The sequence below is a fragment of the Sorangium sp. So ce145 genome, assembly GCF_051525985.1.
In the GTDB taxonomy this organism is placed as follows: Bacteria; Myxococcota_A; Polyangia; order Polyangiales; family Polyangiaceae; genus Sorangium; species Sorangium cellulosum_B.
Map to the genome: position 1 here is coordinate 5,926,588 of NZ_CP150315.1, position 15,805 is coordinate 5,942,392.

Here is a 15,805-nt window from a genome sequence, read left to right on the forward strand (position 1 = left end):
GGGGCGGCCTTCGTCACGGGACGAACGCGATGTCGTCCACGAGCATATCGAACACGGTCGACTTCGCCGTGTGGAACTCGATCGAATAAGCGTGCGCCGGGTCGAACGCCGCGGGCGCAGGAACGCCCCAGCCGTCCGTGCTGAGGATATCGAACATGACCGTGTACTGCGCCCACTCGGTCGTGATGTCGATCCCCTCGCCGAAGTGGTCGCCGCAGCCGGAGCCTTCACACACTCCGCCCTCGCGATCGGTGTTGCGGTCAGGGAAGTTCACGTAGATGTGCGTCGGCGCCGCCGCCTTGGCCCAGAAGGTCAGGCCCGAATAGGCAGAAGCGTCGTAGGTGAGCTTCGCGCCCCCCGGGGCGAAGTTCAGGTCGAACCCCATTCCGGCCCCCCTCGAGACGAAGCCGCTCCCCGCGACGTGAGCGGCATACTCGCTCGGGCCGTGCCCGGGCGAGACCGGCAGGAACGGGCGGCCGGGCAGAGGGGTCTGCGCGCCGGCCCGGGTGCCGTCGTTGTACGTGTACCAGCTGCCGATGCGGTCCTTGCACCGGAGGATCGCGCCGTCGCCGTCCTCCAGGTCGTCGAGGAGCGCGGTGCAGGTAGGGAGTTCGGGCTCCGCGTCCGAGCCGCCCGAGCCGCCAGCGCCACCCGAGCTGCCGGCACCGCCCGCGCCTCCGTCCGAGCCGCCGGCTCCCCCGGCCCCGTCAGCGAGGCCAAACGGATCCGGGTCGTATTCGCCGGGCGAGATGCCAAGGACCAGGCCGCATCCGCTCAGCGACACCGGCGCGCAGAGGGCGACCGTGAGCACCTGGAAGCGCATCAGAAGCGGCCTTGCACGAGCGCGCCGCCCGCCGCGGGCGAAATCGCCAGCGACGCGCCCTGGGTCGAGCTCTTCGCGGTGAGCCACAGCACGCCGCCGCCGGCGATGGCCGCGAGGCCGAGGCCGGAGACCACGGTCGCGACGTTCGCGCGCGCCACGGCGCCGCCGCGGATGTCCATGCCGCGCCGATCGCAGCGGTCGCCGTTGCAGAACGGGCGCGACTCGTCGAACCTCGACTTCGCCGCGAAGCCGAGCGCCGCCCCGACGCCCACGGCCACGCCCCCCGCGCCTGCCGTGACGAGCGCGATCGTGCGGCGGCCATCCCCCGCGCCGCCCGCGTCCCTCCACGCGGGGTCGTCCTCCAGCGCGCGCACGACGACGGTCGAGGTCACGCCGCCCGGCTTCACGTCGACCTGCGCCGTCCACGCCCGCTTGCCCGGCGCGCTCGCCTGGATCACGTGGGTCCCCGCGTCGACCGGCATGGGCACGCCCCACTGGCCGGGGCCGACCGGCGCGCCGTCGCGCTTCACCTCGAGGCCCGGCGTGCTCGCTGCCTCGACGACCACCGAGAGGCGCGAGACCTTCGGCTGGACGGCCGCCGCGCGCTCGCGCGCCTTCGCCTCCTTCTCCCGGTCGCCGCTCGCGTGCACCCGCGCGGCGACCTCGAGGAAGTGCGCCCACGCGGAGGCCATCTTGCCGATGCGCTCGTAGCAATCGGCGAGGAAATAGCGGGTGTTGACGCTGTCGTAGAGGCGCAGGCTCTCCTCGTACTTGGGGCAGGCGCGCGACGCCTGGCCAGCGTCGACGAGCGCGCCCGCCTCCCGGAACAGCGCCACGGCGCCCGCCTTGTCCTCGGCCCTCGCCGCGCGCCCTGCCGCGATCGCCGCCGCCAGGCCGGCGCCGATCGCGCAGAGGCGCGCGGCGCGCCCGCGCTTCGGTCGGCTGCTCGTCTGCGGCGGCGTCATCGTGCCGGCGAAGGTATCAGAAGACATCGCGCGAGAACGGGTCGGCGTTGGCGGGGCGCTTTCCCTGCGGCGCGACGCGCTTCGCCGGCTGCGCCGAGCCTCCCGGCCTCGCGGGCTTCTGCGCGGCTGGGGCCGCGGAGCGCGCCGCGGGCGGCGGCCCCTCGGCTGACGCGCCGGGAGCGGCGCTGGACGGCGGCGCGGCGCTGGCGGCAGGCTCGACGGCCGCGTCCGGCGCGGCGCTCGGCTGCGCGGGGCGCGGCTCCGGCGCGGCGCTCGGCTCCACGGGGCGCGGCTCCGGCGCGGCGCCCGGCTGCGCGGGGCGCGGCTCCGGGACCGCGCCCTGAGGGCCCGCCGACGCCGCCGTCTCGCGCTCGATGTCGCTCGGGGCTCGGTCCGACAGGCGCCAGAGGAGCAGGCCGCCGCTCGCGAGCGCAAGGCCGAGCCCGATCGCGGCGGCGCGCTTCTCGCGCGACGCTGGCTTGCGGTTCGTCGTACCGAGCGGCGCGATGGTGAGCGCTCCCCCGCCGAGGGGCACGGTCGACGCGGGGAGGATCGCCCCGGCCGCAGTGACCGCCGTGGCGGCGCGAGCAGCCCCGGGCGGCAGCGCCACGGCCGGGAGCGCGCCGCGCAGCGCCCCGAAGAGGCGCTCGGCCGCCGCGCGCGCGTGCGGCGGCGCGAACGGCACCAGCGCGAGCGCGAGATCCGCGACGGTCGGGAACCGGCGATCGCGGTCGCGCGCGATCGCCGCGAGGATCACGTGCTCCAGCGGCTCCGGGAGGTCCGGGCGGAGGGCCCGCGGCCGCTGCGGCTCGCCCTGCGTGACCAGGTAGACCAGCTGCGCGAGCTCGTGCGCGAAGAACGGCGTTCGCCCCGTGAGCAGTTCGAAGAGGACGACGCCCAGCGAATAGATGTCCGCGCGGCCGTCGACGTCGCTCGAGGAGCGGAGCTGCTCGGGGGACATGTAGAGGGGCGAGCCGAGCACTCCCCCCACCCGCGTCAACGCGTGGTCCTCCGCGTGCGTCATCTTGGAGATCCCGAAGTCGAGCACCTTGACGCACGGCGAGCCGTCCGCGTTCCGCGTGACGAACAGGTTGCTCGGCTTCACGTCCCGGTGGACGATGCCTTGCGCGTGCGCCTCCGCGAGCGCCTCGCAGACCTGGAGCACCAGCTCGACGGCCACGGGCACCGCGAGGCGCCCGCTCTCCGCGAGCACGGCGGCGAGGTCCCTCCCCTCGAGGTGATCCATCACCATGTACGGCGCGCCGCTCTCGAGCGTGCCGACGTCGGCGACCCGCACGACGTGCTGGCTGCGGACGCGCACGGCGGCGCGCCCCTCCCTCAGAAAGCGCTGGAGGATCTCCGGATCCCGCACGTACTTCGGCAACAGCACCTTGATCGCGACGCGCTCGTCGAGGGCGAGGTGGCGCGCGGCGACGACGAGCCCCATGGCGCCCCGTCCGAGGACGCTCTCCACGCGATACTTCCCGAGGAGGACATCCCCGGGGGCAATCGTGGTCTCGTCAGGGCTCGACATGGCACGCCAGCGCGGAAGAAGGGCATCCACTATGCCACGTCACGGTCAGAGGCTCATGCAATTTTCCACCGCGCCGGCCTCAGCCGGGCAGCGCTGCCATGGATTGGCCTATCCCGTCCTGTCGCGACCGCTCCTGCCTGACTCGTCGCGACGCGCCGGGAGCAGCGCGACGACGACCTGATCTTCAGCGATGGCCGCGGCGCTGACGGGCCCTTCCATTCCTTCCACCGATTGTTACGAAACGACACGCCCTCACGGATTGTTACGAAACGACACACCACCTCGCCCAGAAATCGAGAATTGCCTCGACTACGTGCCTCGGCTCGCCTGCGAATATGATACGAATGCTCTCACACATGGAAGCCGCATCGCGGCAATTCACATCAGGATCAGGAGCGACCGACGAAACGTCGTCGAGTCGCAATTTCCGTTCTACTCGTCAAATGCTATTGATATAGCGATAGCGAGATAGCCAATGACCACCACCCTTCGATTCGTCGCGCCCGCCGCCGCTTCCCTCGCAACCGTGTTGCTCGCGATTTCGCCGTCATTGGCGGCTTCGTGGCAGACCCGGGTCAACTACGGCGGGAACACGCCCATGGACCTCTACGTCCCGGACAAGGTCGACGCTTCGCCGGGGGTTGTGGTCTCACTGCACTACTGCAGCGGGAACGCAGGAAACGCTCATGGCTGGTTCCAGGGTCTGGCCGATCAGCACGGCTTCCTCATCATCACGCCGCAAGCAGGCGGCAACTGCTTTGACGCGACGCCCGCGCGCAGCGGTGAGCGAGAGGCCATCACCAAGATGGTCCAGTACGCCATCACACAGCACCACGCCGATCCGACCCGAGTCTTCGCTGCGGGGGCGTCTTCCGGCGCTTGCATGACGAACGCGCTCCTCGCTGCCTACCCGGACGTGTTTGCTGGGGGTTCGGTGCTGGCCGGTGTCCCCGCTGGCGCTTGGACGGGAGGCAACGCCTACGGCTGGATGACCCCTCCCGCCAGGACCGCCACCGAGTGGGGTGACATCGTGCGCAAGGCGAATCCGGGCTTCACCGGCGCACGGCCTCGCGTTCAGCTCTGGCACGGAACGGCTGACACCACCCTCAACTACGAGCCGAACTATAAAGCCGAGATCGCGCAGTGGATGGACGTCTTTGGTTTCGGTCATTCCGACAGCAAGACGAGCATCTTCATGGGCTCCCAAGATACATGGCATCGGTACTCCTACACGAACGCCGCGGGCACGCTCCTCCTGGAGGCGAACTACGCGGAAGGTGCCCCGCACGATCTCTCGGGGCGCGGCTTGTGGAAGGACGTCGTGCGCTTCTTCGGGCTCGATATGGATCCTCCGCCCCCCGGGGACGGCGCGGGCGGCGGTGATGGCACCGGCGGCAGCGACACATCGACCGGAGGTGGCAGCGCTTCAGGCGCAGGCGGCGAAGGTGGCAGCGCAAGCGGCGCCACTTCAGGCACGGGTGGCGACGCGAGCGGCAGCACGGGCAGCAGCGGAGCGACCACCGGAGGCGCGGCGCAAGGCACCGGCGGAGCCACCACGGGCGGCTCGACGAGCAACGCGAGCGGAAGCACCGCTTCCGGAGAGAGCGATCCGACCACGACAGGCGGCGACAGCGCGTCGGAAGACGGTGGGTGCAGCTTCAGTGCGGCCTCCAGGGGTCAGCTGCCCGGCGGCGCGCTCGTCGGATTGCTCGTGGCAGGGCTTGGCGCGGTGGTCCGCCGCCGTCGCCGCTCTGCTGCGTGAGCGTGCAGCGCCGGCGAGGAGCTCGGCCTACAGCGGTGGGCAGGTTCGTGGGATACGGGCTCAGCCGCCAGGCAGGCGGGCAAGACGTACGAAAGTACGGCGCAGCGAGCCGAACGACGCGGCCGGGCCCGTAGCGCACGAAGGTGCACCCCGCTTTTAAGGCGCCAGCGGCAGCCAGATCTGGTGGTAGTCGTCCTCCCCCCAGCAGTACACCGTTCCATCCGTCTTCAGCCCGCAGCTGAAGCCGGCGCCCACGCTGATCGCGGTGAAGGTGCCGACGGGATCCGCGGACTGGCCGTACGAGTTGTTCCCCCAGCAGTCGACCGTGCCGTCCGTCTTCAATCCGCAGGTGTGATCCCTGCCCGCGCCGATCTGCGTGAAGGTCCCCGACGGGTCCGCGGCCTGGCCAGAGCCGTTGTTTCCCCAGCAGTCGACCGTGCCGTCGACCCTCAGCCCGCACGAGTGGTTCCAGCCCGCGCTGACCTGCGTGAAGGTGCCCGACGGGTCCGTGGCCTGGCCGAAGGCGTTGTATCCCCAGCAGTCCACCGCCCCGCCCGTCCTCACCCCGCACGTATGGGAGCCGCCCGCGCTGACCTGGGTGAAGGTCCCCGACGGGTCCGTGGCCTTGCCGCTGGTGTTGCTGCCCCAGCAGTGCACGCTACCGTCCGTCCTCACGCCGCAGTTGTGAAACGAGCCCGCGTCCACCTGTGAATAGGCCCCGGGCGGATCCGTCGCCTGGTTCTCGCTGTTGTCGCCCCAGCAGTACACGAGGTTGTCCCAGGTCAGCCCGCAGGTGTGGAGGTTGCCCGCGCTGAAGCTGGGGTAGCCGAGGGTCGGCGCGGCCTGCCCGTGATCGTTGCGGCCCCAGCAGGTACTCTTGCCGTCCGTCTTCTTCCCGCAGCCGTGGTCGAGGCCCACGCTGATGTGCGTGAACGTGTCCGTCTGCGGCGCGGCCTTCTCCGAATGGTTGGCTCCCCAGCAGGCCATGAGGCCCTCCGTCGTCAGGCCGCAGGCGTGCGTGGCGCCCGCGTTGATCTGGAGGAAGGTGGCGTCGGGCGGCGACGTCTCGCCGAGGTCGCCGCGCCCCCAGCACGCCACGGTGCCGTCCACCCTGAGCGCGCAGCCGTAGTACTCACCAACCGCGATCTGCGTGAAGGTGCCGGACGGCGGCGAGGACTGGTTGTCCGCGTCGCGCCCCCAGCACCGCACCGTGCCGTCGGTCTTCAGCCCGCAGCTGTGGTACATGCCCACGCCTATCTGGGTGAAGTTGCCCCCCTGGTCCGCGGCCTGCCCTTCGACGTTGTGCCCCCAGCAATTCACGTAACCATCGGCCCTCAGCGCGCAGGAGTGATAGTAGCCCGCGCTGACCTGGGTATAGCTGCCGCTCTGGTCCTCGGCCTGCCCTTCGAGGTTGCGCCCCCAGCAGTCCACCGAGCCGTTCGTCCTGACGCCGCAGGTGTGCAGCCCGCCCGCGCTGACCTGGGTGAAGCCGCCCGAGGGATCCGCGGCCTGGCCATCGCTGTTGAAGCCCCAGCACCTGACCGGGCCGTAATGAAGCACGCCACAGGTGTGATTCCTGCCGGCGCTGATCTGCCGGTAGGCGCCGATCGGCTCCGTGGACTGGCCATGGACGTTGCTCCCCCAGCAGATCACCGTGCCGTTCGCCCGCAGCCCGCAGGTGTGCTCGCCCCCCGCAGAGACGGCGACGCGCCCGAAGATCCCAGGGGTCGGGTCCTGGGACCCGCTGCCCCAGCAGTCCACGGAGCCGTCCAACTTCAGCCCGCACGTGTTCAACCAGTTCGTGCTGATCTGGGTGAACGTGCCCGAGGGATCCGCGGCCTCGCCGGTTTCGTTCGCCCCCCAGCAGTCGACCGCGCCGTTCGTCCTCACCCCGCAGGTGTGCCCGGAGCCCGCATTGATCTGGATGAAGGTACCTGAAGGATCCGCGGCCTCGCCGTGCGAGTTCTTCCCCCAGCAGTCCACCGTGCCGTCCGGCTTCAGCCCACATGCGTGAAATGTACCGGCGCTGACCTGGACGAAGGTGCCCAGCGGCTCATCGGTCTGTCCGTGGCTGTTGGACCCCCAGCACCTGATCGCGCCGTGCGACATCACCCCGCAGGTGAACGCGAAGCCCGCGCTGACCTGGGTGAAGGTGCCGCCGGGCGCGTCGATCCCGCCCTCGCCGTTCCACCCCCAGCAGTGGACCGTACCGCCCGTCCTCACCCCGCAATTGTGATAGTCACCTGCGCTGATCTGGAGGAACGTGCCTGCGGGATCCGTGGATTTTCCGTATTCGAACTTCCCCCAGCAATCCACCGTGCCATCCGTCCTCAGTCCGCAGGTGTGATCCGTGCCTGCGCTGATCTGGAGGAACGTGCCCTCGGGATCCGCCGACTGGCCATTACCGTTGCTCCCCCAGCAATCCACCGTGCCATCCGGCCTCAGCGCGCAGGCGTGCCCGCCGCCCGCGCTCACGATGGGGTCGTCGGAGAGGGAGTTCGTCGGCGCGTCGTCGTCGCGGACCCCTTGCGAAACGGTGGCGAGCTCGCTCCCCTCCGCGCCCGGAGCCCTCGGCGCCTCGCCGAGACACCCGAGCAAGGGCATCGTCACCATCGTCAGCGCGAGCCAGGGGCCGAGGATCCGGCCGCCGCCCTCGCGCAAGTTCGGAAGAATCAGCCCTGTGGGCACATGCATCAACATAGATCCTCGACCGGGTTTGCTTGGAGTGGCTCGCTGCCGTCCGCGTCGGGCTCTCGCGGCGATTCGCCGAGGCACCCGAGGAGAGATAATGTGATGACCTTCAGCGCGACCAGGGCTCCACGCCGCTGGCCGCCCCGCTCGCGCGATCGCGAAGTCAGGCGTCTTCCAGGCACATAGGTCGACATAGGTCCTCGATGGCTCTTGGTTCGAGTTTCAAGAAAGCAAGCGCTTCAAGAGCAGGCTCCGCACACCGATCGAGACTGCATTTCCGCGCTGCGGCGTTCTGCTGAGCGCTCCGGCGCGTCCCGCCAGGGCTCTCCGCGATGCCTCGCCGGTGGCGGCGAGGCACCCGGGCGTTCCGGGCGTTCGAAAAGGCAACCCTCGGGCCAGGACACGCAAGAGCGCATTCAGGCCCGTTCACGCGACGGCGCCGGTCGAGGGGCTCGCCGCCGGGCGTGACATGTCGCGCTCGCTCCGTGACATGTCACGCCCTCACCTCACATCTCTTGCCGGGCTCCCCCGCGGTCGGCGGGAGCAGCAGTGAAGAGGACCGCCGCCCCGCAGGCGCTGGAGTCGACGCAACCCCTTCGATGCATGAACGAGTCGTCGATCCAGCATCACGTTTCAGGAGGAAGTCGGATCGAGTAAAAATGTTCAGTCAACCCGGGGCCGGTCCCGCGATGGGGCTTGACGTCTCCGAGACGTTTGGATTTCCTTCTCTCACCATGAAGACGGCTTTCCCTCGCCTTCGACTCGCCGCATCGACGGCGCTCCTCGTCGCGGCCGCCGCGTCCTGCAGCAGCGAAGATGCCCATCCTGGCGCGTCAGGTTCGTCGGGTGGCTCGCCGCCGGCCGGCGGGTCGGGCGGGACGGGTGGAGCGGCCGCGAGCAGCGGCGGCGGGGGTTCGGGCTCGGACGCCTCGAGCGCCGGAGGAGCTGGCGGCAGCTCCACGGGAGGTTCGTCCGCGGTCGGCACGGGCGCAGGGGGCGGCGGATCGGCAGGCACGGCGTCCGGCGGTTCGGGAGGGTCGACACCCGAGACGGGCGATCGCTCGCCGGAGGGCACCTGCGCGCGCTTCAACGCCGACACCGCCGACATGAGCGAGGGCACGTGGAGCGGCTCGCTGGATCCCGAGTGCGACCCGGGAGACATCTCTGCCGACGGTCGAGCGAACGCGCTCCGGCTCTTCAATCTGTACCGCTGGCTGGCGGACCTGCCCCCGGTCGTGACCGAGCCCACCCGCGACGTGCAGGCCCAGGCCTGCGCGCTCATGATGGACGCGAACAATGACCTCTCGCACGAGCCGCCGGAGAGCTGGAAGTGCTACTCGAAAGCAGGCGCGGACGGCGCGAGGACGAGCAACATCTCGAGTGGCCCCGGCGTCGCGAGCGTTCTGGGCTATCTGATCGACCCCGGGAACGAGACGACCTTCGGCCACCGGCGCATCATCCTCGCGAACGATCTCGGCCCGATCGGCCTCGGCTCGACCGGCAAGAACGGCGCCTCCTGCATGCAGAACATCGGAGGGACGGGGCGCGCCGGCAAGGAGTGGACGGCCTGGCCTCCGCCCGGCGTGTTCCCGATCCAGGCGTACGGCGACCGCTGGAGCTCACTCAGCGACACCGGCTGGTCGATCCAGAGCGAGGACATCGAGCTCGAGGACGCCGAGGTCACGATCACGAGCGGCGGAGCCCCTCTGGCCGTCGACGTGGAGCCGCTCCAGGGGCGCTACGGCTCCACGAACGCCATCCGCATCGTGCCGAACGGTTGGGACCCTGAAGCCGGCAACACCTACTCCGTGAGCGTCTCCGGCATCTCGGCGACCATCGCCTACGACGTCGTGTTCGTCGACTGCGAATAGAGGATCTCGCTCCCCTTCAGCGCTGGATCGCGAGCGCTCGGGCGCGGCTCCCCGGCCCAGGTTGCGAGAAATGACGCCACCGCGGCCCCTGCGGTCGTGACGGCGCGGCCGGTCAGCGCGCGGCGGGGAGGTCGGGAAGCAACAACATCATTTCGGGAGCTTGACGTCGAGCTTGCCGAGGCGCGCTAGCAGCGGGCCCCGATCCTCCATCGCCACGCCGACGAGCCTTTGCGCCGACGCGTCGTCGAGCTTCGGGACGGATCGCGCCGCGAATCGCGCCTCTTCCGCGGCGGGGACCTGGAAGATCAGATGATAGACGCCGCTCTTCGAGGCCGCGAGCACGCACGGCATCTCCCCCAGTCCGAGCAATCGACGGATCGCCGCGGCGAGGAATCCCGCGGCGGCGCGAGCGAGAGCGCCGCCGCGGAACGAGAGCGAGACGTGGTGCTCTCGTCCGGCCTCGCCGACCTCGGCGACGGTATACACCACGGCGATTTCGGCGGACGTGATGAACGCATTGCCCTCGGCGAACGGGTCCGCGGGCGGGCCCCCCCCGGGGCGCTTGAGCGCGGTGTCCTTGGCGCGGCCGAGCCCGCGCGAGAGCTCGATCAGGTGGTCCGGCGAGAACAGCCGATCGTAACGCGGCCGCTTCATCGCGAACCGGTAGACCAGGAACACCACGAGCCCGACGAGCAGCCATTTCAGCATCGGACCTTGCACCTCCGCGCCCGTGCGCCGAGACAGACCATCACGCCCGCGGGGAGCGGCTCATCGCCGCAGCATGCGCCTTCTTTCGTCCCATGGCGAGGTATCGTGCCGGTCCTCGGGCGATTCGTCCATGGGGTTTCACCTCTGCCGTCACCCCTCGCGCCTCCGCGCCTCACGCCCTTGCGGCTCGGCTTGCCTGATGGCGCGCGTTGCTGCGACGTGGGCAGGCGCACCGCCCGGAGCGGGCTCACCTCCTCGACGTCGTACCCGGTGGGCCGCGGCCCTCATTGGGTGGAGATCCTGACCTTCCCCTGATCCGAGCGCCGCGCGCGACGGCCCCGAGCTGGCGAAACTGGCGGCGCGGGTGGCGGCCGCCAGGTCCCGGAGCGCGGAGAGGGCCCAAAAGTCCCGCAAAAAGGCCGCGGCATACCGCTCGCACTACGTGCCCACCGAAACGCCGCGAGGTCCGACCTCGCGCTGGTCCCCGCCGTTGCGGGGCAGCGCGGAGCCCGGAAGCGGCGTGCTGGCCCGAGCCGGCGCCAGGCGCCGCGCTCGGATGGAGGCACCCATGTCGGTTCGTCATGCCATGTCCATGAGTCTCCCTGTCCTCGCGCTCGCCTGCTCCACCGCGCGAGGCGCCGCCCCGGAGCCACCGGAGAGCACCCCACCGCAGCACGACGACGCAGCGGCGCCGGCCGGCTCGACGAGCGCGAGGAGCTTCGTCGACGCCGCGTCGTACCTCACGAGCTCGGAGGAGATCGACGCCTGGTACGAGCTGCTTCGCGAGCTGAACGACGACTTCGACGTCGTGTGCGGCGACACGTTCTGCGAAGGCGACTTCAGCAACTACGAGCCGCTTCGATTCCGTTGCTCCGTCGAGGAGCACGCCGGGACGATAGGCCGCTGTGTGTGGATCCTCGCCGCGAGCAACGAGGAGATCGTGGCCCTCACGGGCGATGTCGAGGTAGACGCGAGGATCTTCCTCTGCGAGATGCCCATCGCCCCGGACACGGCCGTGACCGACCTCGTCGAGGCGCTCTCGGCGGCGGCAGGTCGGGCGATCGACGCGGAGCTCCCCGGAACGGACCGATCGCTCTACGACGGCCTCGTCGAATGCCTCTGAGGGCCCGCCGGCGCCGGCCAGCTCGGTCGTCGAGCCGCGCTGGCGCCGCCTGATCCCCGGCGCAGGCCGAAGCACGGGGGAAACGCGCTGGTTCGCCGGGCGAGGAGGCGCGGCGCTCAGGAAGGGCCCGCCGGGCGAGCGCTTTCGGCGCCGCCCTCGCCCGTCACCGGCTCGCCTTCGGCGAGCAGCCGCTTGAGCGTGGCGAGATCGACGGGCTTCACGAGGTGCTCGTCGAACCCGGCTTCACGCGCCCTCTCGCGGTCGCCCTGCTGCCCGTAGCCGGTGAGCGCGATCAGATAGACGTTCTTGTGCTGGGGTTTCTCCCGGACGCGGCGCGCGAACTCGAGGCCGTCGATCCCCGGCAGCCCGATGTCCACGATGGCCACGTGCGGGAGCACCTCGTCCATGAGCTCGATCCCCGAGATCCCGTGAGACGCCGAGTGACACTCGAACCCGGCGCGCAAGAGGAGCGCGCAGAGCGCCTGGCGGCCGTCGTCGTTGTCCTCCACGACGACGACCCGCGATCTCCTGGGGAAGTTCGCGAGGAGCGAGCCGCGCGCCGCCTCCTGCTCGGATGACGGCTCGGAGATCGGCAGCCGCACCTCGAACTCGCACCCCTTGCCCTCTCCCTCGCTCCGCGCGCTCACGGTGCCGCCGTGCTTTTCGACGAGGCCTCGGACGAGGGTGAGCCCCACGCCGAGCCCTCCCGCCGATCGGTCCAGGGTGCGGCTCGATTGCACGAAGAGCTCGAACACCGTGTCGAGCATCTCCTTCGGGATCCCCACGCCGTCGTCCTTCACGCGGACCACCGCGTGTCCGTCCAGGCGCTTGGCCTCCAGGGTGACATGCCCCCCTCGCGAGGTGTACTTCGCGGCGTTGTTGAGCAGGTTCACGTGAACCTGCTGGAGCCGCGCAGGGTCGCCCTCGACCCAGATCGGCTCTGGATCGACGACGACCGAGAAATCGACGCCGCGCGTGTCCATGAGGTTCTTGACCGCGTCGGCGGCGTCCTTCACCACCGAGCCGAGGTCGAGCACGCGCTTTCGAAGCTCGATCTTGTTCTGCGTGACGCGGCTCGCCTCCAGCAGATCGTCGAGCAGGCGCGCCATCTGCGCGGACTGACGCTCGAGGATCTGGACGACCTTCTCGTCGATCCCGGACGCGCCGTCCGACGCGGAGCAGTCCTCCTTGAGCAGCGCCGTGGCGTGGACGATCGCGCCGAGGGGGTTGCGGAGCTCGTGCGACAGCATCGCGAGGAACTCGTCGCGCCTGCGCACGGCGTCCTTGATCTGCTCCTCCGATCGCTTTTGCGCGGTGACGCTCCGGAAGATGCCGATGATACCGACGATGTGGCGCGCCGCATCGATGAGCGGGAGCCGCGTGACCAGGTCCCACTCCACGACGCCATCGTGCCGCACGCGCCGCTCCAGCTTGTAATGCTGCGCCTCGCCGGTCCGCAGCACCGCCTCGTCCTCCTGGTGAACGGCGAGCGCCGCCTCGTACCCGGGCAGCTCGAAGCCGGTCTTGCCCGCCGCTTCGCCTGGATCGGAGAGGCCGAGGCGCTCCGCCATGGCGTTGTTCGTGCGAATGAACCGGCCGCGCGCGTCCTTGAAGTAGATCGCGTCGGGCACGCTGCGGAGCAGGCTATTCAGGAGATAGCGCTCGTGGAAGAGCGCGTCCTCCGCCGCCTTCAGGCCGCTCACGTCGATGAGCGTGAGCACGACCCCCGCGATGGTGCCCTTGGCACGGTAGGGGAGGATGCGAAGAAAGAACGAGCGACCATGCCGGTCGCGCAGCTCGCGCTCCACGCGCTCCCCCGTCGCGAGCACGCGCTTGAGATCCGCGGTGAGCTCGGGGTGGTCGACCGCATACGTGAACGTCTCGATCGGCCTGCCGACGTCCTGCAAGAGCAGGTTGAAGCTCTCCGCGATCTGCGGCGTGAATTTCCTGATCTTGAGCTCCCTGTCGAGGAAGATGGTGCCAATGTCCGTGCTCGACAGGAGGTTCTCCATGTCGTTTCCGAGCTCGGTGAGATCGGCGATCTTCCGCTGGTACTCCGCGTTCACCGAGTAGAGCTCCTCGTTGACGCTCTGGAGCTCCTCGTTCGTGCTCTGCAGCTCCTCGTTGGAGGCGAGGAGCTCCTCGTTCGCCGCCTGCAGCTCCTCGTTGCTGGCCTCGAGCTGCTCGGTCATCGCCTGCAAGGTCTGCTTCGTGTGCCCGAGCTCCGCCTCGAGCGCGCCGAGCTGCTCGCGCGACACGTCGTCGAGGTCGATCTCCATCTCCGGCATCGCCGCCCGCCGCGGCGCCCCGTCGATCGCGTCGAAGGTGATGAGGACGTGGGGCAAGGTGCCTCGCCGGCTCTCGACCCGGCGCATCGTGATCTTGTAGGTGCCGCCCTCCGCTTGCACCCCCTTGAACACGATCGCCGTGCGCTCCTGGATGACGCGCCGGAGGCCCCCCGTCAGCACCATCTTGAGGTCGCAGTCCAGCATCTCGAAGGCGTCGAGCCCCTGTCTGCCGTCCTTGACCTTGAGGAACCGGCTCGCGCCGCCGAACGCGTGGACGAGCTCCCCTGTGTCATTGACGAGGAGGCTCGGCGGCATGAACTCGTCGAGCAGCGCGTCGTAGGTCCCGAGCAGGTACGACGCCGGGTGGCGCGCGACGGGCGCGGTGATCCCCGAGCGCGGGGCGCTCCGGGCCTTCGGTGATACCGGCTGGAAGCGGGGCTCGACCTGCATCCGCCGGTCGCTGTACTTCCGGTAGATCCGCCATTGCTTGTCGACGATCTCGAAGTCGTGCGCGAGGTGCCCCGGCGTCTCGCTGGGCCCGAGGAGGACCACGCCCCCGCGGTTGAGCGCGAAGTGAAACAGGCTCAGGACCTTCTGCTGCACCGCCGGCTGAAGGTAGATGAGCACGTTGCGGCAGCTGATGAAGTCGACGCGCGTGAACGGCGCGTCCTTGATCACGTTGTGGTGCGCGAAGACCACCGACTGGCGGAGATCCGGGACAACCTGGTAGCTGCGTCCGCGCCGGATGAAATGCCGCTCGAGCCGCTCGGGCGAGACGTTCACCACCGCCTCTTCCTCGTAGAGCCCGCGCGTCGCGATCTCGAGCGATCCATGGTGCACGTCGGTCGCGAAGACCTTGAACGGGCGGTGGCCGCCCCCGGACGTGAGCTCGTGGAGGAGGATGGCGAGCGAATAGACCTCTTCGCCCGTCGCGCAGCCGGCGACCCACACGCGGAACGGGGCGTCCCGCGGCCCCGAGCGCAGCAGATCGGGGAGCACCGAGCGCTCGAGGATGCCGAACGCCTCCTCGTTCCGGAAGAAGCGCGTCACGCCGATGAGGAGATCACGGTAGAGCACGTCGAGCTCGCTCGACTTGCTCTTCAGGCGCTTGACGTACTGCTCGATATCGTCCGTATGCGCGAGCTGGATCCGCCGCTCGATGCGCCGGGTGACGGTGCTCGGCTTGTAGTGCGTGAAGTCGATACCGAACTGCTCCTCGAGCATCCCGTAAACCGCGCTCATCCCCTGATCGACGCCGACCGCGTCCCGCTCCGGCCGGCGCCCCTTGGACCTCACGTGCTCGAGGAGGACGCGCGGCATGTCCTGGGGAGGCAGGACGCAGTCGGCCACACCGGCGTCTCGCGCGGTCTTCGGCATCCCGTCGAACTGCGCGCTGTCGACGTCCTGCACGACGACCAGCCCGCCCGCATCGTGGACCGCGCGGATCCCCCGCGAGCCATCGCTGCCGCCCCCGGAGAGGACCACGGCGATCGCCCGCGGGCCGCAGTCCTGCGCGAGGGATCGAAAGAACACGTCGATGGGCAGCGCGAGCTCCTGGTCGCGATCCCTCTCGCTGAGGAGGAGGCGGTCTCCAGAGATGATCATCTCCTTCTTCGGCGGGATCAGGTAGACGTGGTCGGGCTCGACCTGCATGCCGTTCTCGACGAGGTGAATGGGCAGCTCGGTGCGGCGCCCGAGGATCTCGTCCATCAGGCTCTTGAAGTCCGGCGACAGGTGCTGGACAACGACGAAGGCCATCCCGCTCTCCTTCGGGATGTTCGCGAAAAAGTGCTCGAGCGCCTCGAGCCCCCCCGCCGAAGCGCCGATTCCTACGACGTAGGGCGCCACCTCTGGCCGGGCTGTGCGGGTTCTTGTCTTTGTGGCGTCGCGCACCTCGCGCTCGGTCGACATGACCGACCTCGACGGCAGCAAGCGTGCCCAGGCTGGGGCCGCTGGCGAGCGCCTTCACCTGGGCCAAAATCCCCTGAATTTCGGCGGAGGGCGGATGTCAGATGTGTGGCAAATTGCCTCGCTGCGCGC

The 15,805-nt window shown here is 69.9% G+C and carries 9 protein-coding genes; 3 read left to right on the forward strand and 6 right to left on the reverse strand.

Going from position 1 to position 15,805, the window contains the following annotated elements; translation table 11 throughout:
- Positions 1-13: 13 nt before the first annotated feature.
- From WMF34_RS21665 to WMF34_RS21675, 3 genes are read right to left on the reverse strand one after another with little or no spacing between them, the layout of a single operon-like run.
- Positions 14-823 carry a hypothetical protein gene (locus tag WMF34_RS21665; RefSeq protein ID WP_012236814.1) on the reverse strand — a complete coding sequence of 270 codons (810 nt, stop codon included), beginning with the start codon at positions 821-823 and terminating at the stop codon, positions 14-16.
- Positions 823-1,815, reverse strand: a complete 993-nt coding sequence (locus WMF34_RS21670) for a hypothetical protein (protein WP_012236815.1) — start codon at positions 1,813-1,815, stop codon at positions 823-825. Before WMF34_RS21670 ends, WMF34_RS21665 begins: the two co-directional genes overlap by 1 nt.
- Positions 1,805-3,322, reverse strand: coding sequence for a protein kinase domain-containing protein (locus WMF34_RS21675; protein ID WP_437994420.1), 1,518 nt, complete (start codon positions 3,320-3,322; stop codon positions 1,805-1,807). Before WMF34_RS21675 ends, WMF34_RS21670 begins: the two co-directional genes overlap by 11 nt.
- A 475-nt stretch (positions 3,323-3,797) precedes the next feature.
- Between WMF34_RS21675 and WMF34_RS21680 the strand changes: the two genes are divergently transcribed.
- A complete protein-coding gene (locus WMF34_RS21680; protein WP_437994421.1) occupies positions 3,798-5,084 on the forward strand; it encodes an extracellular catalytic domain type 1 short-chain-length polyhydroxyalkanoate depolymerase in 1,287 nt (428 codons plus the stop codon).
- A 156-nt stretch (positions 5,085-5,240) separates the two neighbouring features.
- Here WMF34_RS21680 and WMF34_RS21685 read toward each other — a convergent pair whose 3' ends face one another.
- Positions 5,241-7,778: an RCC1 domain-containing protein gene (locus WMF34_RS21685; protein WP_437994422.1), complete on the reverse strand. Its 2,538-nt coding sequence runs from the start codon at positions 7,776-7,778 to the stop codon at positions 5,241-5,243.
- Between the two features lie 731 nt (positions 7,779-8,509).
- Here WMF34_RS21685 and WMF34_RS21690 point away from each other — a divergent pair.
- On the forward strand, positions 8,510-9,646 hold the full coding sequence (locus WMF34_RS21690) for a CAP domain-containing protein (protein ID WP_049876316.1): 1,137 nt from the start codon (positions 8,510-8,512) through the stop codon (positions 9,644-9,646).
- Between the two features lie 147 nt (positions 9,647-9,793).
- On the opposite strand, the gene WMF34_RS21695 is transcribed toward WMF34_RS21690, so the two are convergent.
- Positions 9,794-10,354, reverse strand: coding sequence for a hypothetical protein (locus WMF34_RS21695; protein ID WP_437994423.1), 561 nt, complete (start codon positions 10,352-10,354; stop codon positions 9,794-9,796).
- Between the two features lie 586 nt (positions 10,355-10,940).
- Between WMF34_RS21695 and WMF34_RS21700 the strand changes: the two genes are divergently transcribed.
- The gene (locus WMF34_RS21700) at positions 10,941-11,477 is read left to right on the forward strand and encodes a hypothetical protein (protein WP_437994424.1); all 537 of its coding nucleotides are present in this window, start codon (positions 10,941-10,943) and stop codon (positions 11,475-11,477) included.
- Positions 11,478-11,593: 116 nt separating this feature from the next.
- Here the strand turns inward: WMF34_RS21700 and WMF34_RS21705 are convergent, their stop codons facing one another.
- The gene (locus WMF34_RS21705; protein WP_437994425.1) at positions 11,594-15,676 is read right to left on the reverse strand and encodes a chemotaxis protein CheB; all 4,083 of its coding nucleotides are present in this window, start codon (positions 15,674-15,676) and stop codon (positions 11,594-11,596) included.
- Between the last annotated feature and the right edge of the window lie 129 nt (positions 15,677-15,805).

Bases quoted from the DNA above. Each gene is read 5' to 3' on its own strand.
- WMF34_RS21665 (WP_012236814.1), bottom strand. From the start codon at position 823: ATGCGCTTCCAGGTGCTCACGGTCGCCCTCTGCGCGCCGGTGTCGCTG.
- WMF34_RS21670 (WP_012236815.1), bottom strand. From the start codon at position 1,815: ATGTCTTCTGATACCTTCGCCGGCACGATGACGCCGCCGCAGACGAGC.
- WMF34_RS21675 (WP_437994420.1), bottom strand. From the start codon at position 3,322: ATGTCGAGCCCTGACGAGACCACGATTGCCCCCGGGGATGTCCTCCTC.
- WMF34_RS21680 (WP_437994421.1), top strand. From the start codon at position 3,798: ATGACCACCACCCTTCGATTCGTCGCGCCCGCCGCCGCTTCCCTCGCA.
- WMF34_RS21685 (WP_437994422.1), bottom strand. From the start codon at position 7,778: ATGCATGTGCCCACAGGGCTGATTCTTCCGAACTTGCGCGAGGGCGGC.
- WMF34_RS21690 (WP_049876316.1), top strand. From the start codon at position 8,510: ATGAAGACGGCTTTCCCTCGCCTTCGACTCGCCGCATCGACGGCGCTC.
- WMF34_RS21695 (WP_437994423.1), bottom strand. From the start codon at position 10,354: ATGCTGAAATGGCTGCTCGTCGGGCTCGTGGTGTTCCTGGTCTACCGG.
- WMF34_RS21700 (WP_437994424.1), top strand. From the start codon at position 10,941: ATGTCCATGAGTCTCCCTGTCCTCGCGCTCGCCTGCTCCACCGCGCGA.
- WMF34_RS21705 (WP_437994425.1), bottom strand. From the start codon at position 15,676: ATGTCGACCGAGCGCGAGGTGCGCGACGCCACAAAGACAAGAACCCGC.